28 protein-coding genes, 1 tRNA gene and 1 other RNA gene are annotated in these 26,160 nt (G+C 68.9%); 6 read left to right on the top strand and 24 right to left on the bottom strand.

What is annotated here, in order from left to right; translation table 11 throughout:
* Position 1 precedes the first annotated feature (1 nt).
* The 11 genes from mnhG to prfB all read right to left on the bottom strand — a co-directional run bounded on the left by mnhG (position 2) and on the right by prfB (position 10,841).
* Complete coding sequence (gene mnhG / locus GV015_RS10820) at positions 2-379, bottom strand: monovalent cation/H(+) antiporter subunit G (RefSeq protein ID WP_085510575.1); 378 nt, start codon at positions 377-379, stop codon at positions 2-4.
* Positions 376-639: a monovalent cation/H+ antiporter complex subunit F gene (locus GV015_RS10815; protein WP_064296237.1), complete on the bottom strand. Its 264-nt coding sequence runs from the start codon at positions 637-639 to the stop codon at positions 376-378. Before GV015_RS10815 ends, mnhG begins: the two co-directional genes overlap by 4 nt.
* Positions 639-1,208, bottom strand: coding sequence for a Na+/H+ antiporter subunit E (locus GV015_RS10810; protein WP_085510573.1), 570 nt, complete (start codon positions 1,206-1,208; stop codon positions 639-641). Before GV015_RS10810 ends, GV015_RS10815 begins: the two co-directional genes overlap by 1 nt.
* Entirely contained in the window at positions 1,208-2,776 is a 1,569-nt protein-coding gene (locus tag GV015_RS10805) for a Na+/H+ antiporter subunit D (RefSeq protein ID WP_079705597.1), read from the bottom strand. The genes GV015_RS10810 and GV015_RS10805 overlap by 1 nt, the downstream gene beginning before the upstream one ends.
* Positions 2,773-3,252, bottom strand: a complete 480-nt coding sequence (locus GV015_RS10800) for an NADH-quinone oxidoreductase subunit K (protein WP_079705596.1) — start codon at positions 3,250-3,252, stop codon at positions 2,773-2,775. Before GV015_RS10800 ends, GV015_RS10805 begins: the two co-directional genes overlap by 4 nt.
* Positions 3,249-6,179, bottom strand: coding sequence for a Na+/H+ antiporter subunit A (locus GV015_RS10795; protein WP_159878316.1), 2,931 nt, complete (start codon positions 6,177-6,179; stop codon positions 3,249-3,251). The genes GV015_RS10800 and GV015_RS10795 overlap by 4 nt, the downstream gene beginning before the upstream one ends.
* Before the next feature lie 137 nt (positions 6,180-6,316).
* Positions 6,317-6,685: a transfer-messenger RNA gene (gene ssrA, locus GV015_RS10790) on the bottom strand.
* Between the two features lie 137 nt (positions 6,686-6,822).
* Complete coding sequence (gene smpB, locus GV015_RS10785; RefSeq protein ID WP_056007115.1) at positions 6,823-7,299, bottom strand: SsrA-binding protein SmpB; 477 nt, start codon at positions 7,297-7,299, stop codon at positions 6,823-6,825.
* 111 nt (positions 7,300-7,410) lie between these two features.
* Positions 7,411-8,325: a permease-like cell division protein FtsX gene (gene ftsX, locus GV015_RS10780; RefSeq protein ID WP_064296231.1), complete on the bottom strand. Its 915-nt coding sequence runs from the start codon at positions 8,323-8,325 to the stop codon at positions 7,411-7,413.
* Positions 8,322-9,632, bottom strand: coding sequence for a cell division ATP-binding protein FtsE (gene ftsE, locus GV015_RS10775; protein ID WP_159878314.1), 1,311 nt, complete (start codon positions 9,630-9,632; stop codon positions 8,322-8,324). Before ftsE ends, ftsX begins: the two co-directional genes overlap by 4 nt.
* Before the next feature lie 99 nt (positions 9,633-9,731).
* Positions 9,732-10,841, bottom strand: a complete 1,110-nt coding sequence (prfB, locus tag GV015_RS10770) for a peptide chain release factor 2 (protein WP_079705593.1) — start codon at positions 10,839-10,841, stop codon at positions 9,732-9,734.
* Positions 10,842-10,887: 46 nt separating this feature from the next.
* Between prfB and GV015_RS10765 the strand changes: the two genes are divergently transcribed.
* Entirely contained in the window at positions 10,888-12,156 is a 1,269-nt protein-coding gene (locus GV015_RS10765) for an MFS transporter (protein WP_159878312.1), read from the top strand.
* A gap of 22 nt (positions 12,157-12,178) precedes the next feature.
* Here the strand turns inward: GV015_RS10765 and GV015_RS10760 are convergent, their stop codons facing one another.
* From GV015_RS10760 to GV015_RS10730, 7 genes are read right to left on the bottom strand one after another with little or no spacing between them, the layout of a single operon-like run.
* On the bottom strand, positions 12,179-12,583 hold the full coding sequence (locus GV015_RS10760) for a hypothetical protein (protein WP_159878310.1): 405 nt from the start codon (positions 12,581-12,583) through the stop codon (positions 12,179-12,181).
* A 53-nt stretch (positions 12,584-12,636) separates the two neighbouring features.
* Entirely contained in the window at positions 12,637-13,125 is a 489-nt protein-coding gene (locus GV015_RS10755) for a TadE family protein (RefSeq protein WP_159878308.1), read from the bottom strand.
* Positions 13,100-13,525, bottom strand: a complete 426-nt coding sequence (locus GV015_RS10750; protein ID WP_236555402.1) for a TadE/TadG family type IV pilus assembly protein — start codon at positions 13,523-13,525, stop codon at positions 13,100-13,102. Before GV015_RS10750 ends, GV015_RS10755 begins: the two co-directional genes overlap by 26 nt.
* Positions 13,509-13,703: a hypothetical protein gene (locus tag GV015_RS10745; protein WP_159878306.1), complete on the bottom strand. Its 195-nt coding sequence runs from the start codon at positions 13,701-13,703 to the stop codon at positions 13,509-13,511. The genes GV015_RS10750 and GV015_RS10745 overlap by 17 nt, the downstream gene beginning before the upstream one ends.
* 13 nt (positions 13,704-13,716) lie before the next feature.
* Positions 13,717-14,655 (bottom strand): type II secretion system F family protein, encoded by a 939-nt coding sequence (locus tag GV015_RS10740; protein WP_159878304.1) that lies wholly within the window; start codon positions 14,653-14,655, stop codon positions 13,717-13,719.
* Positions 14,652-15,521, bottom strand: a complete 870-nt coding sequence (locus GV015_RS10735; RefSeq protein ID WP_159878302.1) for a type II secretion system F family protein — start codon at positions 15,519-15,521, stop codon at positions 14,652-14,654. The genes GV015_RS10740 and GV015_RS10735 overlap by 4 nt, the downstream gene beginning before the upstream one ends.
* A complete protein-coding gene (locus tag GV015_RS10730; RefSeq protein ID WP_159878300.1) occupies positions 15,518-16,747 on the bottom strand; it encodes a CpaF family protein in 1,230 nt (409 codons plus the stop codon). Before GV015_RS10730 ends, GV015_RS10735 begins: the two co-directional genes overlap by 4 nt.
* Before the next feature lie 96 nt (positions 16,748-16,843).
* Between GV015_RS10730 and GV015_RS10725 the strand changes: the two genes are divergently transcribed.
* Positions 16,844-17,236 carry a ribonuclease inhibitor gene (locus tag GV015_RS10725; RefSeq protein WP_236555401.1) on the top strand — a complete coding sequence of 131 codons (393 nt, stop codon included), beginning with the start codon at positions 16,844-16,846 and terminating at the stop codon, positions 17,234-17,236.
* Between the two features lie 23 nt (positions 17,237-17,259).
* Here GV015_RS10725 and GV015_RS10720 read toward each other — a convergent pair whose 3' ends face one another.
* Complete coding sequence (locus tag GV015_RS10720) at positions 17,260-17,532, bottom strand: DUF2277 domain-containing protein (protein ID WP_159878298.1); 273 nt, start codon at positions 17,530-17,532, stop codon at positions 17,260-17,262.
* A 106-nt stretch (positions 17,533-17,638) separates the two neighbouring features.
* Between GV015_RS10720 and GV015_RS10715 the strand changes: the two genes are divergently transcribed.
* A complete protein-coding gene (locus GV015_RS10715) occupies positions 17,639-18,382 on the top strand; it encodes an NAD(P)H-hydrate epimerase (RefSeq protein ID WP_159878296.1) in 744 nt (247 codons plus the stop codon).
* 68 nt (positions 18,383-18,450) lie between these two features.
* On the opposite strand, the gene GV015_RS10710 is transcribed toward GV015_RS10715, so the two are convergent.
* Positions 18,451-20,364, bottom strand: coding sequence for an anthranilate synthase family protein (locus GV015_RS10710; protein ID WP_159878294.1), 1,914 nt, complete (start codon positions 20,362-20,364; stop codon positions 18,451-18,453).
* Between the two features lie 243 nt (positions 20,365-20,607).
* Between GV015_RS10710 and GV015_RS10705 the strand changes: the two genes are divergently transcribed.
* Both GV015_RS10705 and GV015_RS10700 read left to right on the top strand, forming a co-directional pair.
* Positions 20,608-20,689 (top strand) — tRNA-Leu (locus tag GV015_RS10705).
* 52 nt (positions 20,690-20,741) lie between these two features.
* The gene (locus tag GV015_RS10700; RefSeq protein WP_085510558.1) at positions 20,742-21,488 is read left to right on the top strand and encodes a DedA family protein; all 747 of its coding nucleotides are present in this window, start codon (positions 20,742-20,744) and stop codon (positions 21,486-21,488) included.
* Positions 21,489-21,543: 55 nt separating this feature from the next.
* Here GV015_RS10700 and GV015_RS10695 read toward each other — a convergent pair whose 3' ends face one another.
* The 4 genes from GV015_RS10695 to murI all read right to left on the bottom strand — a co-directional run bounded on the left by GV015_RS10695 (position 21,544) and on the right by murI (position 24,740).
* Complete coding sequence (locus tag GV015_RS10695) at positions 21,544-22,455, bottom strand: cation diffusion facilitator family transporter (RefSeq protein ID WP_159878292.1); 912 nt, start codon at positions 22,453-22,455, stop codon at positions 21,544-21,546.
* Between the two features lie 77 nt (positions 22,456-22,532).
* Complete coding sequence (gene rdgB / locus GV015_RS10690) at positions 22,533-23,168, bottom strand: RdgB/HAM1 family non-canonical purine NTP pyrophosphatase (RefSeq protein WP_159878290.1); 636 nt, start codon at positions 23,166-23,168, stop codon at positions 22,533-22,535.
* Complete coding sequence (gene rph / locus GV015_RS10685; RefSeq protein ID WP_064296204.1) at positions 23,168-23,902, bottom strand: ribonuclease PH; 735 nt, start codon at positions 23,900-23,902, stop codon at positions 23,168-23,170. The genes rdgB and rph overlap by 1 nt, the downstream gene beginning before the upstream one ends.
* A complete protein-coding gene (gene murI / locus GV015_RS10680; protein WP_071260977.1) occupies positions 23,895-24,740 on the bottom strand; it encodes a glutamate racemase in 846 nt (281 codons plus the stop codon). Before murI ends, rph begins: the two co-directional genes overlap by 8 nt.
* Before the next feature lie 87 nt (positions 24,741-24,827).
* Here murI and GV015_RS10675 point away from each other — a divergent pair, with 87 nt between their 5' ends.
* A complete protein-coding gene (locus GV015_RS10675; protein ID WP_159878288.1) occupies positions 24,828-26,156 on the top strand; it encodes a nicotinate phosphoribosyltransferase in 1,329 nt (442 codons plus the stop codon).
* Positions 26,157-26,160 lie beyond the last annotated feature (4 nt).

The raw sequence follows: 26,160 nt of genomic DNA, 5'->3' as shown, positions 1-26,160 counted from the left end.
GCTATTCGGGCGTGTGGCCGGGATGTCGTTCCTCGCCGAGTTCTTCGCGTCCCGCGAGCTCGTCGCGGACGAGGACGGCCGCGTCGAAGTTGCCGCTCCGGTACGCCGCCCGGGCGACCATGTGCGCGGAGATCGGCGCGGTGAGGCTCTGGAACACGATGATCGCGATCGCGATCGTGATCGTCCCGACCGTCGGGCTCGAGACGGCGACGTCCGCCATGATCGCGATGAGCCCGAGGATCTGCGGCTTGGTCGCCGCGTGCAGGCGGGACAACACGTCGGGGAAGCGCAGGAGACCGACGCCGGCGGCGAAGCACATGATGGCACCGACGAGCACGAGGGCACCGGTGACGATGTCGCGGATCAGCTCGCCGGTCATGCGTCGTCCTGCTTCGACATGAAGCGCGCGACGCTGACCGAGCCGACGATCGCGAACATCGCGAGCGCCAGGAGGACCGGCAGGCCGTCCGTGTGACGGTTGATCGCCATCTCGGCCCCGATCGCGCACATGACGGTGGCGACGAGCACGTCGGAGGCGATCACGCGGTCGAGGAGGCTCGGCCCGCGGATGATCCGGTAGACCGCTGCGAGGGCCGCGGCACCGAACAGCACGGAGACGATGATGATCACGACGAGCATCACTGCCCCCTTCCGATCGAGACGTGGTCATGGTCGTGGCGGAGGGCGTCCGCCTCGGCGCGGGAACCGATCGCGAGGATGAGCCGTCGCTCCGTTCCGAGGACCTCGGCGACGACCTCGTCGATGTCGGCGTCGTCGTGCACGTTCAACGCGTGCAGGTAGAGCGTCGAGGCCGTGCGGTCGAGGTCGACCACGATCGAGCCGGGGACTATCGAGACCGCCTCGGCCGTCCAGCTCATGATGAGGTCGGAGGTCGTCCGCAGACGGACCGCGATCACCGCGTTACTGGACCGGAATCTCGGCTTGAGGACGAGCCACGCGATCTCCGCACTCGCCCGCACGATGTCGACGAGGAGCTTGCCCAGGAAGATCGCGGTCCGCCAGAGGTTGATGCGGCCGCTCAGCTCGACGGCCGGCAGGTAGAACAGGAACGACACCAGTAACGCGACCCCGAGGCCGGTCACGAGGGTGAGCAGGTCGAACATCCCCCACAGGAGACACCAGAGCAGGATGAGTCCGGCCAGGAGGAGGGCCTGGCTGAACAGGGCGCGACGACGTGACGGTTGCATTACTTCAGGTGCTCCGTTCCGTCGGGGAAGACCGCGGTGATGTAGTTGTCCGGGTCCTCGATGTTCTCCGCCGCGCGCGTGGCCAGTCCGAAGAGCGGCCCCGCGAAGACCGTCAGGGCGAGGGTCAACGCGACCATGCCGGTCGTGGCGCCGATCATCGGGCGCGAGATGGTCTTGGTGTCGACCGAGCCAGAGTCCTCGGGGCTCTCCGCGAGCTGGTCGAGCAACGGCGAGGAGTATCCGGCGACCTCGTCCTTCCCACGCCAGAAGCCCATGTTCCACACGCGCGCCAGGGCGTACAGGGTCAGGAGCGAGGTCGCGGCTCCGGCGGCGATGAGGATGTACGACAGCGGGTCGCCCAGGGCGACACCCGCCTGGAACAGCCCGATCTTGCCGAGGAAGCCCGAGAACGGCGGGATGCCGCCGAGGTTCATCGCTCCGATGAAGAACAGCACGCCGACGATCGGCGAGGCCTTCAGGATACCGCCGAGGCGGGAGATGGAGGTCGTCCCACCGATCCGCTCGACGAGACCGGTGGTGAGGAACAGCGTGGTCTGGACGACGATGTGGTGGACGATGTAGTAGATCGTCGCGGCGGTCCCGGCGACCCCGCCGACGGCGATGCCGAAGATCATGTAGCCGATGTGGCTCACGAGGGTGAACGACAACAGTCGTTTGATGTCGGCCTGGGCGACCGCGCCGAAGATGCCGATGAGCAGGGTCAGGAAGGCGATGACCATCAACGGTGTCGCCAGCGGCACGTCCTTGAAGATGAGCGTGTCGGTCCGGATGATCGCGTACACACCCACCTTCGTCAGCAGGCCCGCGAACACCGCCGTGACCGGCGCCGGCGCGGTCGGGTAGGAGTCGGGCAACCAGAACGACAGCGGGAACACCGCCGCCTTCACCGCGAACCCGAGGAGCAGCGCAGCGCAGAGGATCGCCTGCACCTCCATCGGCAGGTCGCGCACGCGGTCTGCCACGAGGGCGATCGTCACCGTGCCCGTCGCGCCGTAGATGAGGGCGATCGCGGCGACGAAGAGCAGCGACGACATGAGGCTGATGACGATGTAGGTGACGCCGGCGCGGATCCGCGCTCCGGTGCCGCCCAGGGTGAGGAGGACGTAGCTGGAGGCGAGGAGCATCTCGAAGCCGACGTACATGTTGAAGAGGTCGCCCGCGACGAAGGCGTCGAACAGCCCGGCCGCCAGGACCAGGTACGTCGGGTGGAAGATCGACACCGGCGTCTCGCGGTCGCCGTCGACGATGCCCTGACCGATGGCGAAGATGAGGACGCCCAGCAGCATCAGGGCTGCGACGAGCAGCATGATCGCGGACAGCCGGTCGACGACGAGCACGATCCCCCACGGCGGGGACCAGCCGCCCAGCTCGACGACGATCGTGCCGCTCTGGTCGACGGCCGCGAGCAGGATCGCACTGATCACGGTCACCGCGGTGAGCGCGACGACGCTGATCGCCACCTGCGTCTTGCGGCGGTTGCGGAACATGAGCGCGATCGCTGAACCGATCAGCGGGATCATGACCACGAGCGGGACGAGTGCGTTCATTCGCCTGCCCCCTTCCTGGTCGTGTGACTGTCGTCGCCGTGCTCGTTGCTCTCGTCGAGGACCCGTTGGATGGCCTCGTCGTCCAGGTCGACCTGGTTGAAGACCGCCTCCGTCGCCGCCTCGGTGTCGTCTGCGTGCTCGTCGCTGAGGGTGTCGCCCTCGTCGCCGAGCTGTGCCAACCACCAGGTCCGGTAGATGAGCGCCAGGATGAAGGCGGTCACACCGAAGTTGATGACGATGGCCGTGAGCATGAGCACCTGCGGCACCGGATCGACCATGCGGTCGTCGGAGGCGGTGCCCGTGACGAGCGGTGCGGTGCCGCTCGGGCCGCTCATGATCAGGATGAGGAGGTTCGTCGCGTTGCCGACGAGCACGAACCCGATGAGGAACCTGGTGAGGCTCCGCTCGAGCATGACGTACACCCCGGTGCCGTACATGACGGCCATCAGGACGACGAGGGTCAGTGAGGCGCTCATTGCTCGGCCTCACTCGCCGAGAACTCGTCCGTACTCTGCTCGTCGATGTCGGCTTCCTCCTGTTGACGGTCGACTTCGGCCCCGAGGCTGCGCAGGATGTCGAGCGCCAGTCCGACGACGACGAGGTAGACGCCGATGTCGAAGATGCTGGACGTGCCGAACGAGAGGTGCCCGAGGATCGGGACGTCGGCCGAGAAGTACGCGGACTGGAGCGCCTCACCACCGAAGAACAGGGAACCGACGGCCGTCCCCACCGCGAGCAGCAGTCCGACGCCGAGCACCTTGCCCGCGTCGATCGGCACGGCTTCGCCGAGCTCGTAGCGTCCGCCGGCGAGATACCGCATCACGAGCGCGAGGCCGGCGAGCAGACCGCCGGCGAAGCCACCGCCCGGCTCGTTGTGGCCGACGAAGAGCAGGAAGACGGAGACGACGATCGCCGGGTGGAAGAGGAGCCGCACGAGGACCTCGAGGAGGATCGAACGGTTCGCCTCGGCGATCGCCCGGCCACCGATGAGCCATGAGTGCCGCCCCACCGCGTCGCGAGGTGCTTCCATCTCGCTGTCCGCGAGGTGGGGGTCCGACACGACCTGGGATCGGAGGCCCGGGATCCGTCGACGCCGCGCACCGCTGAGGCGTGGGACCTCGGCGCCCCGCTGTGAGACGAAGAGCAGGCTCGCGATACCGGTGGCCACCACGACGAGCACGGAGATCTCGCCCATGGTGTCCCAGGCCCGGATGTCGACGAGCATCACGTTGACGATGTTCTTGCCGTGGCCCTCCTCGACGGCGAGCCTGGGTAGCTCGGTCGCGATGCTCTCGGCCTGTCGAGCGCCGAGGGCGATGACCCCGATGAGCCCCATGACCAGGCCGGTCAGCGTGCCGATGACGACCCGACGGACGCGGTGGACCGGGGCGTTCCGCTGGGCGATCTTGGCCGGGAGTCGGCGGAGCACGAGGACGAACACCACGATCGTGATCGTCTCGACGAGGGCCTGCGTCAGCGCGAGGTCGGGAGCGCCGTGCAGGGCGAACAGCGCGACGAGCCCGAAGCCGGTGACGCCGACGAGCAGCACGGCGGCCATGCGCTGCTTCGCCCGGGCGGCCGCGATCGCCGCGGTCGCCATGATGAAGGCGATGGCCACCTGGGCGGGGTAGTCCCACAGCCGGATCCCACTCGGCCAGGCGCGCCCGAGGAGGGCGATCGTGCCGAGGGTCAGGACGAAGACCACGAGGATGGTGGACAGGTACTGGACGAGCCCGCCGCGCTGGGCGAACAGGGTGACCTTCGCGGAGAGCCGGTCGATGCCCTGGGTCGCCGCCCAGTACCCCTTCGAGGAGTCGATGAGGGGTGGCAGGCGGTCCTGCAGACGCGCGACCGGGAGCCTCCAGCGGAAGAGCAGCAGACCGAGCAGCACGACGACGGCCGAGATGCCGAGCGCCGGCTCGAGGCCGTGCCAGAGCGCGAGGTGGTAGTCGCCCTCCCCCACGGAGTCCGCGTAGGGCGCGAGCACCGTATCGATGGGCTTCGTCGCGAAGCCGAGAGCGATGGTCGCGACGGCGAGGATGCCCGGCGCGATCATGATCGTTCCGGATTCGGCATGCAGTTCGGTCGGCGCGGCGCCGCGCCGGTCTCCGAAGGCGCCCCAGAGGAACCGGGCGCTGTACGCGACGGTCAACACGGACCCGACGGCGGTCCCGACAATCGCGATCCAACCCCACACGTCGCCCTCGAGCGCGCCCTCCAGCAGCGAGGTGAAGACGGCCTCCTTCGCGACGAACCCGAAGAGCGGTGGGATGCCGGCCATCGACGCGACCGCGATCGCCGCGATGACGGCGAGCACCGGCGTCTGACGCCCGAGACCGGAGAGATGCCTCCAGTCACGCGTCCCAGCGCGGTGGTCGATGATGCCGACGACGAGGAAGAGCGCCGCCTTGTAGATGGCGTGGGCGAGCAGGAGCGCGACGGCGGCCAGGGCCGAATCGCGGGTGCCGTACCCCGAGATGACCATGAGGAATCCGAGTTGGCTCACCGTCCCGTAGGCCAGGACCAGCTTGAGGTCGTACTGACGCAGCGACCGCCAGGCACCGGCGACCATGGTGAGGACGCCCAGGCCGACGAGCATCGCGTCCCAACCCGGGGTGTCGGCGTAACCGGGAGCGAGTCTCGCGACGAGGTATATCCCGGCCTTCACCATCGCCGCAGCGTGCAGGTATGCGCTCACGGGCGTCGGTGCGGCCATCGCGGCCGGCAGCCAGAAGTGGAACGGCACGAGCGCCGACTTCGAGATCGCGCCGACGAGGATGAGGAGGATGGCGACGGTGGTCGCGGGGCCGGTCAGACCCTGCTCGACGATCGAGGCGAGCGAGGTGCTCTGCGCCTGCACGGAGATCATGATGACGCCCACGAGCATGACGAGCCCGCCGAAGGTCGTCACCAGGAGCGCCTGGAGCGCGGCACCGCGACTCTCCTTGCGATCGGTGTAGTGCCCGATGAGCAGGTAGGAGAGCACACTCGTGATCTCCCAGAACATGAACATGACGATGATGTCGTCGGCGGTCACGAGGCCGAACATCGTGCCGGCGAAGGCGAAGAGGAGCGCGGCGAAGCGACCGAGGCCAGGCTCGGTCGAGGAGAAGTAGCGGCCGCAGTAGAGCAGCACGAGGGCACCGACGCCGGTGACGACGAGAGACAGCAGCCAGGCGAGCGTGTCCATCCGGAACGAGAGCGCGATGCTCAGTTGCGGGATCCACTCGATCGTCTCGACGACCGTGCCGCCGGCCGTGACCGTGCCGGTTTGGAAGAGCGTCCAGACGAATGCCGCCGCCGGCATACACGCGATGACGTAGAAGACCTTCGTCGACAGCACTCGAGTGAGTGTGGGCGTGGCGACGGCGATCGCAGCAAAAACAAGCAGGATTGTCGCCATGCAGGTCTCCCGGGTGGTGGCGGCCTCTGGACTCCCAGGTTAGCAGCCCGTCGGTACCCCTCCGACCCCAGGAACGACGACAGGCCCCCGCCAAGGCGAGGGCCTGTCGTCGACTCGGCAGCGTGTGACAACGTCCGGAGTGGAGATGGGGGGAATTGAACCCCCGTCCACTGCTGTGATTCTGCGCCTTCTACGGGCGTATCCCTTAACACGTTCTACTCGGCCCCGACCATTGACAAGGGCATCTTGGTCGACGGGCCCAGCCGAAGAAAAGTCCCGGATGACGTCGCGGCTCCGTCATCCAGCAAGTCCCCTAGATGACGCCAGGATCCGAGACGGGGACACGCTCGGTCTGACGGACTATCGGGCTCGCTTAAGCAGCGAGGGCGAAGTCAGTGCGCTTAGAGTTGGCACTTGTTGTTTTGCAGAGATCGTTAACGAGATAACCCTGCATCCTCGACCCGCTTCTCGCAGTTTCGCAGGCAATGTCGAAACCGATCATCCCCATGGACTCAGCGCCTCGGAGTACGAGGCGAAGAGGGTCGTTGTCACACGCTGTCGAGTTGTCAATCCACCGCGAGCGGTGGACGAGCACCTTGCGGTGCAGCTTTCAAGTATACCGCGCCGAGGTGGCGCCTGTCACCTATTCGCCGAGACGGTTCCTGGTGGCCATCGCACGCGCGGCCTCACGGGTGTCCTGCTTCTCGCGCAGGGCATGCCGCTTGTCGTATTCCTTCTTGCCCTTCGCCACGGCGATCTCCACCTTGGCCTTGCCGTCCTTGAAGTAGATTTTCAACGGCACGAGGGTGAAACCACCGGGGGCGATCTTGTGAGCGATCTTGTCGATCTGCTCGCGGTGCAGCAGCAGCTTGCGCTTGCGCCGCGGCGGGTGGTTCGTCCACGTGCCCTGGCCGTACTCGGGGATGTGTACCGCGTCGAGCCACGCCTCACGGCGGTCGATGAAGGCGTACCCGTCGACGAGCGACGCCCGCCCGGCTCGCAGCGACTTCACCTCGGTACCCGTCAAGACCATGCCGGCCTCGTAGGTGTCCTCGATCGTGTAGTCGTGGCGGGCCTTGCGGTTCGTGGCCACGACGTTCTCGCCCCGTTCCCTCGGCACGGTGTACTCCTGACGTTCTGGTTCGGATCCATCGGAACGGACCGGCCGCGATCGCGGCAGCCTGTCAGTCTAGCGCAGAGCGAGCGGTGCGGTGGCCGCACTGCCTCCCCGCTAGACCTTGAGGTACCGCGAGATCGCGAAGTTGGCCGAGATCGCCGCCAACAGCACGCCGACGAGCAGCAGGATCGGGAGGACCACGAAGGCGTCACCGAGATCGACGAAGTTGACGTACCGCATGCGGTCCGCCAGGTATCCCTGGACGAACACCTGGACGATGGTGATCACCGCCCCGGCCGCGAGGATGGAGCCGATGAGCGCGGCGAACACACCCTCGAGGATGAACGGTGTCTGGATGAACCGGTTCGATGCACCGACCAATCGCATGATGCCGAGCTCTCGGCGTCTCGAGTACGCCGACAATCGGATGGTCGTCGCGATCAGCAGGGCTGCGGCGACCAGCATGAGTGCTGCGATCCCGATCGCCGTGTAACTGGCGATGTTCAGGACCGAGAAGATCTGGTCGAGGTACTGGCGTTGATCCGTCACCTGCTCCACGCCCGCGACGCCGGAGAACGCCTCGACGAGCACGTCGGACTGCGAGGCGTCCTTCATGTTCACCCAGAAGGTCTCGGGCAGCTGGTCCGCCGTGACGAACTGTGCGATGTCGTTGCCCTTGAACTGCTCTTGGAAGTTCGTGAACGCCTGCGCCTGGTCCTCGAAGTAGAACTTGTCCACGAAGGGCGCGAGGGTCGACGACTCCAGGGCGCTCTGGACGGCGGCGCGCTGCTCCTCGGTCGCGGCGCCGGCGGCGCAGGTGTCGCCCGCGCTGTCGGCGGTGCAGAGGTAGATCGCGACCTGTGCGCGGTCGTACCAGTAGTTCTTCATCTGGCCGATCTGCATCTGCAGCAGGACGGCCGTACCGACGAAGGTGAGCGAGATGAACGTCACGAGCACGACGGAGACGACCATCGAGACGTTGCGACGCAGGCCGTTCCAGACCTCGGACCAGATCAGTGCGAGTCTCACTTGGTCGGCCCCACGTTCTGCTCTCCGTCTTCAGTGCCGCGCGCCGCGGCACGCAGGCCGAGTCGCTCGGCGAGCGACAGGTGTTCGACCTCGATGGGGTCGATCTCGTTGCGTGCCGGGAGCCCGATGGGGCCCGTGGCGTTGCTCAGGCGTTGTGGAGGCGCGACCTCCGGGACCGCGGCCGCCGGTGGCACGGCGGGCTCCGCTTCCGGCGTCGTCGGCTCGGCCTCGGGCGCTTCCGGTGTCGATTCCTCGGCTCGGGTCGCCGGGGTCTCTGGCTCGGCGACGGGTGCTGCGGCCGGTTCCTGGATCGGCGTCGAGCCGGACACCCGGGTGACGACCTCGTCGGTGTCGGCCTGCGGCGTGGTCTCGCGCGAGACCGCGGCGGGCGCGGTCGGTGCGGCTGCAGCTGTCGGCGTGGCCGCGGTTGCGGCGACCGCGGCTGCGGCCACGGCACTCGTCGTGGGCTCGGAGCTGGCAGCGACGGACGAGGTCCTGGTCGTCACCGGAACCGACGAGGTCTCGACGGCGGGTGCGACCGGGGTCGAGGCCGTAGCGGGAGCGGTCTGTGCCGACGGGGCGGCAGCCTTGGAGGATCCTCTGACGAGCCCCGGGATGGCCGCGGTCGTGCCGTATCCACCGTGGCGTTCGTCACGGACGATCTGGCCGTCCTGCAGCTCGATCACCCGACGCTGCATCTGGTCGACGAAGCCGGCCTCGTGCGTGGCCATGACGACCGTCGTCCCACCGGCGTTGATGCGTTCCAGCAACTGCATGATGCCGGCGCTGGTGGCGGGGTCGAGGTTACCGGTCGGTTCGTCGGCGAGCAGGATCTGCGGCTTGTTGACGATCGCGCGGGCGATGGCGACGCGCTGCTGCTCACCACCGGACAGCTCGTGCGGCAGGCGCTGCGCCTTGCCGTCGAGTCCGACCATCTTGAGGACGTCGGGGACGGCCTCCTGGACGAAGCCGCGCGACTTGCCGATCACCTGGAGGGTGAAGGCGACGTTCTGGTAGACCGTCTTGCTCGGCAGCAGTCGGAAGTCCTGGAACACGACCCCGAGGCTGCGCCGGAAGTACGGCACCTTGCGGTTCGAGATGGAACCGAGGTCGTGGCCGAGCACATGGATCTTGCCCTTGCTCGGCTTGTCCTCCTTGAGCATCAGGCGGAGGCAGCTCGACTTCCCCGACCCCGAGGCACCGACGAGGAAGATGAACTCTCCCCGGAGGATCTCGAAATCGACGTCGTTGAGTGCGGGACGCGAGGTTCCCGGATACTTCTTGGAGATGTGATCAAACCGAATCATGGCTCCTTGAGCTTAAGGAGCGACCTGCCGATTACGGGCAGGACACGCCCGCGATCCGTACCCTGTACGAGGGCTGGGCGAACACTATGCCGCGCTGCGCTACTCCGGCTTCGACATCGACCGCCAGCGGATGCCCGCGGCGATGAACCCGTCGAGATCGCCGTCGAACACCGCTGCGGGGTTCCCCTGCTCGTGCTCCGTGCGCAGGTCCTTGACCATCTGGTACGGCGCGAGCACGTAGGAACGCATCTGGTCGCCCCAGCTCGCCGTGATGGTGCCGGCCAGCTCCTTTTTCGTCGCGGCCTCCTGCTCCTTCTGGATGAGGAGGAGTCGCGACTGGAGCACGCGCATCGCCGCGGCGCGGTTCTGGATCTGGCTCTTCTCGTTCTGCATCGAGACGACCGTGCCGGTCGGCAGGTGGGTGATGCGAACGGCGGAGTCGGTCGTGTTGACCGACTGTCCCCCAGGGCCGCTGGACCGGAAGACGTCGACACGGATGTCCGATTCGGGGATCTCGACGATCTCCGTCTCCTCCATGAGCGGGATGACCTCGACGGCGGCGAAGCTCGTCTGACGCTTGCCGGCGGCACCGAAGGGGCTCATGCGCACCAGGCGGTGCGTGCCCGCCTCGACGCTCAACGTACCGAAGGCGTACGGTGCGTCGACCTCGAAGGTGGCTGACTTGATGCCGGCCTCCTCCGCGTAGCTCGTATCCATGACGGTGACCGGGTACTTGTGCTGCTCGGCCCACCGCAGGTACATGCGGAACAGCATGTCGGCGAAGTCGGCGGCGTCCACACCGCCGGCACCGGCGCGGATGGTGACGACGGCGGGGCGCGGGTCGTACTCGCCGCTCAGCAGCGTCTGCACCTCGAGGTCGCCGAGCACCTTCTGCAGGCTGATGAGCTCCTGGCGGGCCTCTTCGGCCGACTCCTCGTCCTGGGCGTCGGTCGCGAGTTCGATGAGCACCTCGAGGTCGTCGAGCCGGTTCGCGATGCTGGTGATGCGGGCGAGCTCGGACTGACGGTGGCTGAGGGCGCTCGTCACCTTCTGCGCGTTCGTCGTGTCGTCCCAGAGATCCTGGGCACCCGCCTGCTCGCTCAGCGTCGCGATCTCGGCTTCGAGACGGTCGACGTCGACGACGGTGCGGATGTCGTCGAAGGTCGAGCGGAGGGTACTGATCTGTGTGGAGAGGTCCAAGTCAAACATTTGGCTTCAGCCTACCGCGCAGGGCCGCGGGCGTACGATCGAGGGGATGACTTCCGACGAACGCCCGTTCCAGCTGCGCTCCGTGGCCGTCTCGGTCTTCCTCCCCACGCTGTTGTTCTCGATCGGTGAAGGCGCCATCATCCCGATCATCCCGGCCGTCGCCGGGAACCTGGGGGCGACGCTCGCCGTCGCAGGCGTCATCTCCTCACTCATCATGCTCGGCGAACTCGTCGGCGACGTCCCGTCAGGGTGGATCGTCAGTCGGATCGGCGAACGCTTCGCGATGATGTGGGCGGCGCTGCTCGCGGTCGTCGGTGTCGCGACGGCGGCCATCTCGCCGAATCCGTTCGTCCTCGCCGTCGGCATCTTCTGCATCGGGCTCGCGACCGCCGTGTTCGGGCTGGCCCGGCACGCGTTCATGACGACGTACGTGCCCCTGCGGTACCGGGCGAGGGCGCTCTCCTCGCTCGGCGGTGTCTTCCGCGCCGGCACGTTCATCGGCCCGTTCCTCGCGGCGGGCGTCATCCACCTCACCGGGACGTCGCAGGCGGCGTTCTGGGTGATGGTGATCTGCTGTGCCGGGTCGGCGGTCACCCTGCTCGTCCTCCCCGACCCGGCGGAGATGTTCGGGCGACCGCCGTCGACGCGCACCGCCGACGGCGAGGAGCGGACCGAGGGAGAAGAGCTCGCGTCCGAGGAGTCGAGCGGTCTGATCGCTTCGATCCGAGCCCACGGCGCGGTGCTCACCAGGATGGGGACGACCGCTGCACTCGTCGGCGCCCTGCGCTCGTGTCGGGCGGTCCTGCTCCCCCTGTGGGCCGTCAGCATCGGCGTCTCGGAGACGGACACGGCGCTCATCATCGGCGTCGTCGGCGCGGTGGAGTTCGCCCTCTTCTATGCCAGTGGTCAGGTCATGGACCGCTGGGGGCGGATCTGGACCGCCGTCCCGTCGATGATCGGGCTGGGCTCCGGGTTCATCGTCCTGGCCTTCACCCACGACCTCGACGAGGCACGGGTCTGGTTCATCGCCGTCGCCCTCGTGCTGGCACTCTCCAACGGCCTCGGCAGCGGCATCCTCATGACCCTCGGTTCCGACCTCGCGCCACCGGACCGTCCCGCGCCGTTCCTCGGCGCCTATCGCTTCCTGGGCGACGCGGGCACCGCCGCCGCTCCCCTGGCGATGTCCGGGATCACCGCAGCGGCGTCGATCTCCCTCGCCGCCGGCACCATCGGCGGTGTCGGGCTCGTCGGCGCGTTCCTCCTCTTCCGGTTCATCCCCCGCTTCATCGATCGCGGCACGCGCCCGTTCCCCTGATCGTCGGCAGGTCCGTCCGCCCTCACCAAAAGACACTCCGAGCACTCGCGGTCGCCTCGATCCGGAGGCCCTGCGGGACGAACAGCGTCAGCATCGGCGGCCGCCAATCCGACGCCAGCGAGACCTCCGCACTCCGGCCGTCCGGGGTCCGCGCCGCGACGATCTCGACGCCGGTGAGCGCACCCGCACCGCCGGTGATGAGGTCGTCGCGTGCACTCGAACGGACCGAGTCGTCATCGAGGACGGGTCGGACGGTCCCGTCGGGCTGGATCGTGACCTCGTCGACGGAGAAGGACTCCGCGGCGGTCGCGGCCAGGCGGTCGGCGAGGTCGAGGAGCCGCTTGTGCTCCACGTACAGGGATGTGGCAGCGCTCCCGACGAGGACCACGGCGAGCGCCACGACGGCGAATCCGATGGTCAGGAGCATGGTGGACCCGTCCTCCTCGTCGACGTCCAGATGTCGTCGTACGCCCGGCTCCCTCACTCCGCCTCGCCGAATCGGTCATCGAACCGCGAGATCGGTGCCGTGGCGACGCCGGTCACGGGGACCGCGGCCTGCACGCCGATGATCTCGGGCATCAGCGGCAGGACGACGAGGATGTCGACGGTGACCGTGACGGCACCGCCGCGCTGCCCGCACGGGAGGCCGGCTGGTGCGCAGTCGAGCGTGACGGACGACTGGGACCGGTCGAGCCCGAAATCGTTGAGCGCGAGTGCGAGCGAGTCCTCGACGCGTTCGCGACCCGTGGCGTCGTCGTCGGCCCGCGCGTAGAGTTTCGCCGCCTGCGCCGCGGCCCCGCCGGCCGCGAGCACCGCGGCCTGCACCTCGGCGAGCGCGACGATGAGATAGACGATCGGCACGAGGAGGACCAGACCGACGGTGATGAACTCGAGGGAGGCCGATCCGTCGTCGTCCAGCGCGGTCGGTCGGCGACGCAGGTCATCACTCGAGTGTCTCGAGGACCGCATGACCCTCCACCTCCAAGACGCCAGGCAGTCCGATCAAGCCCACGACCGGAAGCGGTGCGCGGACGGTCACGGTGACGACGCTTGCTCCGCGATGATCGGCCAGCGTGGCGCCGACGTCACCCGTGTAGCCCTCCCCCACGGCGACGGCGATGAGCTGGCGTGCTCGGTCGGCGCCGTCGAGCAGTTCGGTGTCGGCCAGCGCGCCGAGCCGGGCACCCTCCGCCGCCGCGTCGATGAGCGTGTTCCGGACGTGGAGGGCGAGCGCGAGCTGGACCACGGACATCATCAGGACGGTGAGGATCGCTCCGACGAACACGAACTCGGCGACGGCTGATCCGTCCTCGCCGCGCAGGAGTCGCGTCCGCCATCCGCCGATCTCGGGCTCAGATGCCGGAGACACGGTCGATGGCCTGTTCGAACACCTGCGTGAGCGCCGGGCCGGCGACACCCCAGATGAGGAGGACGAGCCCGGCCGTCATGAGCGTGATGAGGACCCAGCCGGGGACGTCGCCGCGCTCCTCGGTGAAGAGGGAACGACTCCGGTGGAGCGTGCGGTCGAGGAAGGAAGGGGAGGACATGTGGAACCTTTCGTCAGAAGCCGGTCCGGAGCACGAACACCCCGGGGAAGACGGCGATGATGATGGACAGGGGCAGGATGAGGAAGACGAGGGGCACGAGCATCGCGACCTCCTTCTTCCCGGCGGATTCGAGGAGACGGCGCTTGGCGGTGTCGCGTCCGTCGTGTGCGTGGTCGAGGAGCACGGCTGCTACCGGTGTGCCCCGTTCGAGCGCACCGAGGATCTGGTCGACGCATCGCGACAGCATCGGCATCGCGAGTCGTGCCTCGAACTGCCGGAGTGCGGTGGCGAACGGGATACCGGTGGAGACGTCCGCCATCACCCGGCGGAACTCCCTGCCGAGCTCCCCGCTGGACCCGATGCGCGCCACGCGGTCCATCGCGTCCGTGATCGCTTCGCCCGCCGCGAGACTCAGACTGAGGAACTCGAGCACCGTCGGCAGCTCCTCTTCGATCCGCGCGAGGCGGCGACCGGCGGCGAGCGCCAGCAGCTGGTCGCGGAGGACGATTCCGGCCACCGCCCCGAGCGCGGGAAGCGGTGCTGCGAACGGGAGCGGCAGCCGTCCGTTGCTGAAGGAGAACACGGCGAGCGCCGCGGCGACCGCGAAGCCGCCGAGCCCCCAGAGGAGTTGCAGCAGTCGGTACCGCTCGAGCGTCGGTCCCCCGGCTTGACCCAATCGACGGATGACGAGTTCCTGATCGGCGCCGACCAGGCCGAGCGACCATCGAACGGCGCGGAGGACCGGGACCAGCAGGGTCCCGAGGACCGGTAGCGGGTCGGTCGAGCGGCGCGCGGCTTGCGAGCGGGCGTCGCTGGAGAGGTCGGCGATATAGGGGGCGATGCGGTCCGCGAGCCGCGGTCGTCCGAGTGCCGGCAGGAGCATCGCGAGCGCCCAAAGGCCGACCCCGAGGATCGCTCCGAGGCTGACGGCCCACGCTCCGTCTGCACTCACCGGAACCACCGTCGTTCGGGCTGGAGGCGTCCGACACGGAGCATCGCCTGGTAGGCGAGAGCGGAGACCACGACGCCGGCGATGATCAGGACCGCTCCCTCCCGGGAGTTGTAGGCGGCCGAGGCCTCCGGCCGGGACGACAGGAGCAGGAGGATCGCCCAGGGTGCCGCGACGCCCAGCCTGGCGGCGTTCACCACCCAGGACTGTCGCGCCTCGGCCTCGGCTCGGATGGCCGACTCCTCACGGAGCCCCGCGGACAGCGCTCGGAGCACCGCCGGCAGTTCCGTGCCTCCCACGTCGCGGGCCATGCGCACCGTCTCGAGGATGCGGTCGGCGACCGGGTCTGCGAGCGCGGTCTTCAGGTCGTCGATGCCGTCGGCGAAGCGGCCGGCAGCACGGTAGTCGGCGCTGAACGCGGCGAACGCCGGGCGGAGCGGTGCGGGTCCGACGGTGTCGAGCGCGGCCACCGCATCCGGGAGCGAGAGCCCTGACCGGATCGCGGACAACAGGTGGTCCACGACATCCGGCCACAGTCCCCGCTGCAGGCGACGTCGAGAGGTGGCGCGGGCTCGGAGCACGATCACCGGGGCGACGAGTCCGGCGACAGCGACGACGGCGCTCAACGGCAGGACGCGGCAGAGCGCCTGGACCACCGCGCCGGAGACGAGACCGGCGAGGACGGAGACCACGATGGCGGCCGCCCAGTACCGACCGGGCAGACCGGCCAGGATCAGGAGTTCGCGGAGCGCAGCGACCGGCCTCCACCGCTCCAGGGTGTCGCGCAGCGGCTCCGGGTCCGGCCACCACCAGGGTGCGACGGTGAGGAGGAGGCCTGCGGCGAGGACCGCTCCGACGACGAGACTCATCGCTCGCCGACGGCGAGGATCGAGGCGAGCGAGATCCCGGCCGCACGGTACTTGGCGTCGTTCAGGGGGAAGCGACCGGTCGCGCGGAGCTCTCCGTCTCGCTGCTCGAAGAGGGTGGAGGCCTCGATCGTGTGGGACTCCCCGCTCCCGCCGACCGCGATGATCTCCGCCACCCGTCGGCGTCCGGACCGGTCGAGCTCGCAGTGCACGACGAGGTCGACACACGAGGCGACGGCCGGGCGCACGAACCCCGAGTCGATGTTCCGGCCCGCCAGCAGTGGCAGCGTGCAGAGCTTGCCGATCGCGTCGCGCGCGGAGTTCGCGTGGATACTGCAGAGCCCGGGCAACCCGCTGTTGAGGGCGATCAGGAGGTCGAGGCTCTCCGCCTCCCGGACCTCGCCGACGACGATGCGGTCCGGCCTCATCCGGAGCGCCTCCTTGATGAGCCGACGCAGCGTGATCTCTCCCGTGCCCTCCAGGCTGGCCTGCCGGCACTGCATCGCGACGACGTCGCGGTTGCCTGGCGCGAGCTCGAAGGTCTCCTCGACGGTGACGATGCGGAGGGCCGGGTCCAATGAGGCGATGAGGGCGCCGAGCATCGTGGTCTTGCCGGCCTGCGTCGCGCCCGACACGAGCAGGTTCGCCCCCGCGGTCATGCTCGCGCGCAGGAACTCGGCGGCCTGGTAGCTGATCGACCCTGCGGCCACGAGCTGACCGAGGTCGCGGATTCGCGCGGAGAACTTGCGGATGTTGATGGACATGTGCCGACGCGTGACGTCGGGGATGACGACGTGCAGCCGCGAGCCGTCCGGAAGCGACGCGTCGACGAACGGGTTCGCGAGATCCACCCGTCGACCGGTGGCGCGCAGCATCCGCTCCACGAGATCGCGGACATCACCTTCGCCGAGGACCACGTCCGTCAGCTCCGACACCCCACCGCGGGCGACGAACACCTTGGTCGGCTCGTTGATCCAGATCTCCTCGACACTCGGATCGTCGAGCAGCGGCTGGATCGCGCCGAACCCCGTCACCGCGGCGAGCACCTCGCTCGTCATCCCGTGCTCATCGTCGATGAGCGGTGTCGTGTCGTTCAACGCCCGCTCGTTGTAGCGACGCACCTCCTCGCGGGCGATCCGTCCCGCTCCCCCACGCCGACCAGGCTCCCCGAACTCCTCACGTACCCGATCGCGAACGCGCGCCGTGATGATCTCAGCCGCTGTCCCCATGCCGCCATCCTGACGAACACCGGCCACACCCCGCAGAAGTTATCCACAGCCCCCTCTACTCGACGCCTCCCCGACCAATCACTAGGCTCGGGAACCGTGCCGACCACCTTCCGCATCGACGGATCCCGCATCCGCGACATCGCCTCGTTCTACGAGGTGATGAACGAGCTGCTGATGCAGGACGAGGACTGGGATCTCGGCCCGAGCCTCGACGCCCTCGACGACGTCCTCTACGGCGGGATCGGTTCGCTCCGCGATCTCGACGACGCGCACTTCGTCTGGGCGGACCACGACGCGAGCCGCGCCGCACTCGGCGTCACGGCGACCCGCGCCTGGTTGCAGGAGAAGCTCGAGCGGGGCGCACCGTTCGACACGGCCCGGATCGCCGCGCAGCTCGACGACCTCGACGCCGGCCGGGGCAAGACCTACTTCGACCTGCTCCTCGAGGTCTTCGCCGGCCACCCGGACATCCGGCTCGAACTCGCCTGACCAGGTGGAACCGGCGGTCGCGCTCAGACCGTCGCGAACCGCTTCGCCGAACGCTCCTTCGCCTTCTGCGCCTCGACCTCGCGGTCCTTCGGCGGGGCGGTCGTCACGAGGTCTTCGAGCAGATGGCGGGTGATGTGGGCGATCTCCGCGACCGCTCGATCGAACGCCTCAGCGTTCGCCTGGGACGGCTTCGTCGACCCGCTGATCTTCCGCACATACTGGAGCGCCGCGGCCTCGACCTCGTCGTCGGTCGCCGCCGGCTCGAAATTGTGGAGGGTGTGGATGTTCCGGCACATGCAGGCATGGTAGCCCCGGCGCACACCAGGATCCAGAGGTGATTTCGATGCTGGCCCGGGCCGCAACCGCTTGCGGCGGTCGACGCGAGCCGGAAGAGTGGGCGCCATGATCAACGGCTACACCGCGGACCAGGTCCGAGCCGCAGAGGCACCACTCTTGGACGCAGGGGAACCGCTCATGGCGCGAGCCGCCCACGGCCTCGCCGAAGAACTGCGGACGGTCCTCGCCGATCGCGCGGCGGGCCTCGAGGGCGAGGCACCCGAGGTTTGGAAGATCCTGCTGCTCGTCGGCTCAGGCGACAACGGCGGTGACGCCCTCTTCGCGGCGGCAGAGCTTGCCGGCACGACCGGTCCGGACGACGTCCCGATCGACCTCGTCGTGGCCAGGACCGGTGACCACGCCCACGAGGCAGGCTACGCCGCGGCGGTCGAGGCCGGCGTCCGCTTCCTCATGAACTCCCCCGCGGAGCCGGACGACACCGCCGACGAAGCCAAGGGCGCCGCGATCGTCGTCGACGCGGTCTTCGGCATCGGGGCAAGCCGGAACCCCACCCTGCGCGGTGCGCCGAAGGCGATCGTCGAGGCGGTCCTCCCGGTCGTGCAGAACTCCGGCGGACCGACCGTCGTCGCCGTGGACGTCCCGAGCGGCATCGACCCCGACGAGGGAAGCGTCCCCGAGGGTGCCGTCCTGCCAGCGGAGGTCACGGTCACCTTCGGCGCGGTGAAGGCCGGGCTCCTCATCCCACCCGGCTCGGCCTACGCCGGCGACGTCCGACTCATCGACATCGGCCTCGGACCGCAGCTGGCCGACGTCACGCCGTTCACGACGCTCGACCAGGCGGACGCCTGACCGACCGCCCCGTCCGTTCCACCGCCTGGACGGTCGGCATCACCGACCGTCCAGGCGGTGCATGACGCTCAGGACCCGACGGCGGCAGCCGATCGCCCTGATGCGACACCCGCGAGCGCGTGGCCCGCGAGCGACCCGAGGGTTCGGAGTCCGTCGCGCGACAGCACCGACTCGAGGTGCCCCTGGACCGACGCGAACCCGCGACCACGCATCGCGAACACGTCGCCGGACGCAGCATCGGCGGCGATCTCGACCCCACCGACCGGAGCCTCGCCCGCCAGCCGTGCGGTGAAGGTGTTGTAGAACCCGATCAGCGACTGCTCACCGAAGAGGTCGAGGTCGAGCTGCAGACCCTGACGTGGCGCGTCGAGGCGTTCGATCGGCAACCCGAGCTGGATCGCCAGCACCTGATGGCTCAGGCAGACGGCAAGCAGCGGCGCTCCGGCGGCGAGACGCGCGGATACGATCTCGTGCATCCGGCGGACGCGCGGATCGGCGAGGTCGAGCGGGTCGCCTGGACCCGGGCCGGCGACGAGGAGGTCGACGTCCACGAGCGCGTCGGTCACCGCCGACCAGTGCTCCACGCTGACGGTCATCCCGAAGTGGCGCAGCTGGTGGGCCAACATCGCGGTGAACTCGTCCTCGGCGTCCACGATGACCGCGGTACGGCCTGACAGTGCACCGACGGGCGCCGGGTGCTGCGGCTGCAACCAGAAGGACGCCAACCGCTCGTTCCGCGCTCGGAGCGCGTCCTGCACTCCGGGTTCCGCCGCGAGGTCGACGGTCGGGCCGAGTTCGGCGGGTGCCATGACGCCGAGCGCGGTCAACACGCCGGCCGCCTTCGCGGCCGTCTCGGCGACCTCCGACTCGGGATCCGAGTGACGGACGAGCGTCGCACCGGCGGGAACGCGGACGAGACCGGCGTCGTCGACGTAGGCGGTGCGGATGAGGATCGGTGCGTCGAGTTCGTAATCGCCGTCACCCACCGGGGTGAACAGCGCGAGCACGCCGGAGTAGTAGCCGCGCGCGTTCCGCTCATGGCGGGCGATGACCGAGCACGCGTTCTGCATGGGCGAGCCGGTGACCGTCGGTGCGAACATCGTCAACCGCAGGACCTCGCGGACGTCGAGTTCGCTCGTCCCGGCGAGCAGGTACTCGGTGTGGGTGAGGCGCGACATCTGCTTGACGTAGGGGCCGAGGATGCGTCCACCGGAGGCGCACACCCGGCTCATCATCTTCATCTCCTCGTCGACGACCATGAAGAGCTCTTCCGTCTCCTTGACGTCGCCGAGGAACGCGCGGAAGTCGTCGCCGGTGGCGCCGGAGCGCGGGTGGCGGAAGGTGCCGCTGATGGGGTTCATGGTGACGGTGCGTTCACCGGTCGACGCGTCACGGGCGACCGCGACGTGGCGCTCGGGCGTCGCGCCGGCCATCGAGACGCCCGGCGTGTGCACGGCGAAGGTCCAGTAGGCGCCGGTCTCCCCCGACAGGAGCGCCCGCAACCAGGCGAGGACGGCGCGCTCGGCCGGCACCTCGGTCGTCGCGGTGAACTCGCGGCGGATGACGAAGTTGGCGCCCTCGCCGCGTCCGATCTCATCCTCGATGACGCGGCGCACGATCGACGCGTAGTCCTCGTCGGAGACGTCGAACCCGCCGTCGACCAGCGGGACCGCGTCGGCGGGGAGTCGCTCGAGCACCTCGTCGAGCGTCACCGTCTCACGCTCGCTCACCACGAGGCAGCGCAGCGGAGCGCCGTCGTCCATCGCGGCGAAGCCTCGCTCGCGCACCTGGCGGTAGGGCACGAGCGTGAGGACCTCGGGCTGGTGGTCGTCGCCGGCGGATCCGAGCGGGATGTCGGCGAGCGACTCGACGTCGACGACGTCGCCCGTGTAGAGGTCGACGGTGTCGCTGCCGTGTCGGCGGAGCACCGCGAATGGGAAGTCGGGGCCGGCGTGCAGCACGCGGTGGAGCAGGGTGGTCATGGTGGTGTCCTCAGGCTGGGACCGATCCGACAGGGCCTCCGAACGAGAACGACCGCCCTGTCAGGCGGTCGAGTCGTCGTGTGTGCACGTGCGCGGTCCGCCTAGGAGGCGGGCCACCAGCTCGTTGCACACGTCGTTCGCATGGAGCCGAGCATACACGGGCCGACCCGGGCTCCGCTGGCCATGGCTCCTCCCCCGAAGCTCAGGACGTTCCCGACCTCGCTCCCGTAGACTGAGCGGGCCGCGGGAGTGGTGGAATTGGCAGACACGCAGGATTTAGGTTCCTGTGCTTTCGAGCGTGAGGGTTCAAGTCCCTTCTCCCGCACGCGACATCGTCGTACGCCGTTCCATCCCTCCCCCTACAGCAGGAGCTCCGCATGGTCCACACCGCCCTCATCCCCTGGCTCGACCCGGAGGGCATCATCACGGCCGTCGGTCCCTGGGCCCTCGTCGTGGTCTGCGCGATCGTCTTCGCCGAGACCGGCCTCCTCGTCGGATTCCTGCTCCCCGGCGACACCCTGCTCGTCATCACCGGCCTCCTCGCCTTCGGCTCTGCCCGCGTCATCGAGATCGACATCTGGTGGGTCTGCCTCGCGATCGGGTTCGCCGCGTTCCTCGGTGGCGAGGTCGGATACCTCATCGGGCACAAACTCGGGCCGAAGGTGTTCGAACGCAAGGAGTCCGGTCTCTTCAGCATCAAGAACGTCGAACGGACGAACGCCTTCTTCGAGCGCTTCGGCGCCCTCGCGGTCATCCTGGCGCGCTTCGTCCCGATCGTCCGGACCTTCGCCCCGGTCGCGGCAGGCATCGGCCACATGAACTACAAGAAGTACTCGCTCTACAACCTCATCGGCGCGCTCATCTGGGGCGCCGGGCTCACCTTCTTCGGCTACCTGCTCGGGTACATCCCCCCGGTCGCCACCTTCGTGCAGAACTACATCGACGTCATCCTCATCGGAGCCGTCGTCCTCACCCTCATCCCGACCACCTGGCACTACATCCAGTCCAGCCGGAAGGCGAAGGCGCTGCAGGGCACCATCACCGAGGAGGAGCGTCGGGCTGCGGCTTCGAAGCTCGCCGACCAGGACGTCTTCAAGCGCGACCGCGGGAACGACACGGTCTGATCACCGGTGGCGCCGCTCGCACGAGCGGTCGCGACAGCCGGGCCCGCCCCGCACGTCAGCGGTGGTGGGACTCCTCGTGAGAGGCGTGCTCCTCGGGTTCCAGCTGGAACGTCGAGTGCTCGACGTCGAAGTGGTCGTGGAGGCACGAACCGAGACGGTCGAGCAGCTCCCCCGTGCCACCATCGGCGAACACCTCGTGCTCGACGACGACGTGTGCTGAGAAGACCGGCTGTCCGGACGTGATCTGCCAGACGTGGACGTCGTGGACGGCGACGACGCCGTCGGTGCCGAGTAGGTGGTCCCTGATCTCCTGCACGTCCGTGTCGGACGGTGCGGACTCGCTGAGGACGTGGACGACGTCGCGGAGCAACGACCACGCCCGCGGCACGATCATCGCGGCGATCGCGAGCGACGCGATGGCATCGGCCTGAGCGAAACCCGTCGCCATGATGACCACCGCGGCGATGATCACGGCGATCGAACCGAGGAGGTCACCGAGGACCTCGAGGTACGCACCGCGCATGTTGATCGACGTGTCACGGCCGCCGCGCAGCACCTGCAGCGCGGCGAGGTTCGCCACGAGACCGATGACGGCGACGATCAACATCGGAAGGCTCTTGACCTCCGCGTCCGCCGGCTCGACGAGGCGGGACACGCCCTCGATGAGGACCGACACCGCGACCGCGATCAGGATGAGCGCGTTGATGAGCGCGCCGAACACCTCCGCGCGCTGATACCCGAAGGTCTGGCGGTCGGTGGCCGGTCGGGCGGCGACGATCGTGGCGGCGAGCGCGATGATCAGCCCGGTGAGGTCGGACAGCATGTGCCCGGCGTCGGCGAGGAGGGACAGCGAACCGCTCACCCAGGCGCCGACGAGTTCGACCACGAGGACGGTCGCGATGACGGCGATCGCCACCGCGAGTCTCCTGCGGTTGGCGGTGCCGGCGTGTGCGTGATCGTGACCCATGATGCATCAACCGTAGGAGCTTCCCAGCGCCCGCGGAAGGGTTCATGCCGAGATAGGAATGGTCCTGAGTATCATGCTCAGCTGGTGGTCGAGGCGGGCCCCTCGGGCACGAGCCGCTGCAGCACCGGGACGAGTGCTCGGAAGGCGAGCGCGCGGTGGCTCAGCTCGTTCTTCTCCGCCGGTGACAGCTCCGCCGCCGTCCGCTGCTCACCGTCCGGGATGAACGCCGGGTCGTAGCCGAAGCCGTTCGTCCCGCTCGGCTCCGTCGCGAGGGTTCCGCGCCAGGTGCCGACGGCGACGTGCTCGAACGGCTCCGTCCCATCGATCCCCGGTGGCACCACGAGGGCGAGGTGGCAGGCGAACCAGGCGGCACGATGCTCCTCGTGCACGTCCCGCAGCTGATCGAGGAGGAGGGCGAGGTTCGCGGTCGAGTCGTGCTGTGGGCCGGCCCAACGCGCCGAGAAGATACCCGGCGATCCACCCAGGATCTCGACGCCGATGCCGGAGTCGTCGGCGAGCGCGATGGAGCCGGTGTGGGCCGCGGCGACCCGCGCCTTGATCAACGCGTTCTCGCTGAAGGTCGTGCCGTCCTCGACGGGCTCCGGGCCGTCGTAGGCGAGGACCGTGATCCCGGGGACGTCGCGGCTGACGAGCCGCTGGAACTCCTCGACCTTGTGCTGGTTGTGCGTCGCGAGGACGATCTCGACGCCCATCAGCGTCCGAGGGCCTCGAACTGGATGGCCTTGAGCGACGCAGCGCCACCGACGGCGAGGTCGAGCAGGGAGTCGAGTTCGCGGCGGTCGAACGGGGCGCCCTCGGCCGTCCCCTGCACTTCGACGAACGATCCGCCGCCGGTGACGACGACGTTCATGTCGGTCTCGGCGCGCACGTCCTCGACGTAGGCGAGGTCGAGCATGGGCACGCCGTCGATGATGCCGACCGAGACGGCCGAGACGCTGTCGGTGAGGGGCGACGCCTTCTGCGAGATGAACTTCTTACCGCGCGCCCACTCGATCGCATCGGCGAGGGCGACGTAGGCGCCGGTGATCGCCGCCGTGCGGGTGCCTCCATCCGCCTGCAGGACGTCGCAGTCGATGACGATCGTGTTCTCGCCGAGGGCCTTGGTGTCGATCACGGCGCGGAGGCTGCGACCGATGAGTCGCGAGATCTCGTGGGTACGACCGCCGATCTTGCCCTTGACCGCTTCACGGTCCATCCGCTCGTTGGTGGAACGGGGCAGCATCGCGTACTCCGCGGTGACCCAGCCGCGACCCTTGCCGTTCAGCCAGCGCGGCACGCCGTTGGTGAACGAGGCCGTGCAGAGCACCTTCGTCCGGCCGAAGCTGATGAGTGCCGAACCCTCGGCCTGCTCGCTCCAACCGCGCTCGATCGTGATGGGACGCAGCTGGTCGTTGGTGCGGCCGTCGGCGCGCGCGATGTCACTCATGGATGTGCTCCTCGAACTGGTGGGATGGAAGGTCGATGACGCCGGTCTGGACGAGCGAGACGGTGGAGATCTCCCGGCCCATCAGACGGTTGGCGAGGGCGATGAAGTCGTCGGCACTGCTCCCGGTCGCCTCGTACCGGTGGGTGGCAGGTTCGCTGCTGTCGCGCAGCAGGTCACGGGTGACGAGCACGCGGTAGACGTCGTTCGCGGTCTCGGTGTCGCTCGAGACGAGCGACACCTGCGGACCCATCACGTAGCTGATCGCGCCCTTGAGGAAGGGGTAGTGGGTGCATCCGAGGACGACGGTGTCGACGCCGGCGTGCCGGAGCGGGGCCAGGTACTCCTCCGCGGCCTCGAGGAGGTCGGGGCCGGTCGTGACGCCGGCCTCCACGAACTCCACGAACCGGGGGCAGGCCTGGCCGAACACCGTCAGCTCGGGATTGACCTCGAAGAGGTCCTGATACGCCCGCGAGTTGATCGTGCCCTCGGTCCCGATGACGCCGATGCGCCCGTTCCTCGTGCTCCGGACCGCGGTCCGCACAGCGGGCTGGATCACCTCGACCACGGGGACCGAGTAGCGTTCGCGTGCGTCGCGGAGCATCGCCGCCGATGCGGTGTTGCAGGCGATCACCAGCATCTTCACGCCCTGGTCGACGAGCGAGTCGAGGACCTCGAGCGAGTAGCGCCGCACGTCGGCGATGGGCTTCGGGCCGTAGGGCGAGTGGGCCGTGTCGCCGATGTAGATCACGGACTCGGCGGGGAGCTGGTCGCTGACCGCTCTCGCCACCGTGAGTCCGCCGACGCCGGAGTCGAAGATGCCGATGGGTGCGTCGTTCACGATGACCCAGCCTACCGCCCCTGCCGATGGACGTCGCGGACCGACCGATCACCACGTTCCCAGCACGCTCGCGGCTAGGCTGAACGGGTGCACGAGTCCTCAGCTCTCCTCACCGACCGATACGAACTCACGATGCTGGACGCCGCCCTCCACCGCGGCACCGCGGATCGGGAGTGCCTGTTCGAGCTGTTCGCCAGACGCCTCTCCGGCGGCCGCCGCTACGGCGTCGTGGCCGGCACGGGCCGATTCCTCGAACTGCTCAAACACTTCCGCTTCGGTGAATCGGAACTCGAATGGCTGCGCGATGAGGGCGTCGTCAGCACGACGGCGCTCGACTGGCTCGCCGACTACCGCTTCTCGGGATCGATCTGGGGCTACCGCGAGGGCGAGGTCTTCTTCCCCGGTTCGCCGATCCTGGTCGTGGAGGGCACGTTCGCCGAAGCCGTCATGCTCGAGACCCTGGCGCTCAGCGTGTTCAACTACGACAGCGCCGTCGCCACGGCCGCCGCGCGCATGACCTCAGCGGCGGGCAGCCGTCCCCTGGCCGAGATGGGCTCCCGTCGGACGGGCGAGCGGTCGGCCATCGCCGCGGCCCGGGCGGCGTACATCGCCGGCTTCAGCGCCACCTCGAACCTCGAGGCCGGACGCAGCTGGGGCATCCCGACGATGGGTACGGCCGCGCACTCCTTCACCCTCCTGCACGACTCCGAGGAGGACGCCTTCCGAGCCCAGATCGACACGATGGGCGCCGGGACCACGCTGCTCGTCGACACCTACGACATCGAGGAGGCCGTGCGACTCGGCGTACGCCTCGCCGGCCCGGAGCTGGGAGCCGTACGCATCGACTCCGGTGATCTGCCGATCGTCGTCGACCAGGTCCGCCGCCTCCTCGACGAGCTCGGCGCCACGTCGACCCGCATCACCGTCACCAACGACCTCGACGAGCACGCCGTCGCGGCCCTGGCCGCTTCTCCGGTCGACTCCTACGGCGTCGGCACCTCCGTGGTCACCGGCTCAGGCTCCCCCGCCATGGGCATGGTCTACAAGCTCGTCGCGCACCGCGACGACCAGGGTGACTGGATCAGCGTCGCGAAGAAGTCGGCTGAGAAGGCGACCGTCGGCGGCCGCAAGACCGCTGCCCGCGCCTACGACCGGCACGGGGTCGCCCGCGAGGAGCGTATCTACCTCGGCGACGGTCCTGCGGGCGAACACGAGGGAGCGGCCGACGCCGCCTCGGAACGCCCCCTGATGGTCCAGCTCGTCGAAGGCGGACTCGTGGACGAGCAGTACCTCGGCGCCGCGGGGACGCGCCAGGCGAGGGAACACCGGGCGCAGGCCGTGGCGGAACTGCCACCCCGGGCCGTCAGCCTCACCCGCGGCGACCCCGTGCTCCCGACCGTCTACCTCGAAGGCTGACCGC

Origin of the sequence: Plantibacter sp. T3 (assembly GCF_902506515.1) — a bacterium.
Classification (GTDB): Bacteria; Actinomycetota; Actinomycetes; order Actinomycetales; family Microbacteriaceae; genus Plantibacter; species Plantibacter auratus.
This window is presented reverse-complemented; position numbering and strand designations above follow the sequence as displayed.

Coding starts and splice junctions, on each gene's coding strand:
- prfB (WP_079705593.1), bottom strand. CDS start 10,841: ATGTTTGACTTGGACCTCTCCACACAGATCAGTACCCTCCGCTCGACC.
- GV015_RS10730 (WP_159878300.1), bottom strand. CDS start 16,747: ATGGGGACAGCGGCTGAGATCATCACGGCGCGCGTTCGCGATCGGGTA.
- rdgB (WP_159878290.1), bottom strand. CDS start 23,168: ATGGGCGTCGAGATCGTCCTCGCGACGCACAACCAGCACAAGGTCGAG.
- mnhG (WP_085510575.1), bottom strand. CDS start 379: ATGACCGGCGAGCTGATCCGCGACATCGTCACCGGTGCCCTCGTGCTC.
- GV015_RS10810 (WP_085510573.1), bottom strand. CDS start 1,208: ATGCAACCGTCACGTCGTCGCGCCCTGTTCAGCCAGGCCCTCCTCCTG.
- GV015_RS10755 (WP_159878308.1), bottom strand. CDS start 13,125: ATGCGGTCCTCGAGACACTCGAGTGATGACCTGCGTCGCCGACCGACC.
- GV015_RS10760 (WP_159878310.1), bottom strand. CDS start 12,583: ATGCTCCTGACCATCGGATTCGCCGTCGTGGCGCTCGCCGTGGTCCTC.
- GV015_RS10695 (WP_159878292.1), bottom strand. CDS start 22,455: ATGGGTCACGATCACGCACACGCCGGCACCGCCAACCGCAGGAGACTC.
- GV015_RS10710 (WP_159878294.1), bottom strand. CDS start 20,364: ATGACCACCCTGCTCCACCGCGTGCTGCACGCCGGCCCCGACTTCCCA.
- GV015_RS10745 (WP_159878306.1), bottom strand. CDS start 13,703: ATGTCCTCCCCTTCCTTCCTCGACCGCACGCTCCACCGGAGTCGTTCC.
- rph (WP_064296204.1), bottom strand. CDS start 23,902: ATGAGTGACATCGCGCGCGCCGACGGCCGCACCAACGACCAGCTGCGT.
- GV015_RS10735 (WP_159878302.1), bottom strand. CDS start 15,521: ATGAGTCTCGTCGTCGGAGCGGTCCTCGCCGCAGGCCTCCTCCTCACC.
- GV015_RS10800 (WP_079705596.1), bottom strand. CDS start 3,252: ATGAGCGCCTCACTGACCCTCGTCGTCCTGATGGCCGTCATGTACGGC.
- GV015_RS10805 (WP_079705597.1), bottom strand. CDS start 2,776: ATGAACGCACTCGTCCCGCTCGTGGTCATGATCCCGCTGATCGGTTCA.
- GV015_RS10765 (WP_159878312.1), top strand. CDS start 10,888: ATGACTTCCGACGAACGCCCGTTCCAGCTGCGCTCCGTGGCCGTCTCG.
- ftsE (WP_159878314.1), bottom strand. CDS start 9,632: ATGATTCGGTTTGATCACATCTCCAAGAAGTATCCGGGAACCTCGCGT.
- GV015_RS10815 (WP_064296237.1), bottom strand. CDS start 639: ATGCTCGTCGTGATCATCATCGTCTCCGTGCTGTTCGGTGCCGCGGCC.
- GV015_RS10715 (WP_159878296.1), top strand. CDS start 17,639: ATGATCAACGGCTACACCGCGGACCAGGTCCGAGCCGCAGAGGCACCA.
- GV015_RS10795 (WP_159878316.1), bottom strand. CDS start 6,179: ATGGCGACAATCCTGCTTGTTTTTGCTGCGATCGCCGTCGCCACGCCC.
- GV015_RS10720 (WP_159878298.1), bottom strand. CDS start 17,532: ATGTGCCGGAACATCCACACCCTCCACAATTTCGAGCCGGCGGCGACC.
- GV015_RS10700 (WP_085510558.1), top strand. CDS start 20,742: ATGGTCCACACCGCCCTCATCCCCTGGCTCGACCCGGAGGGCATCATC.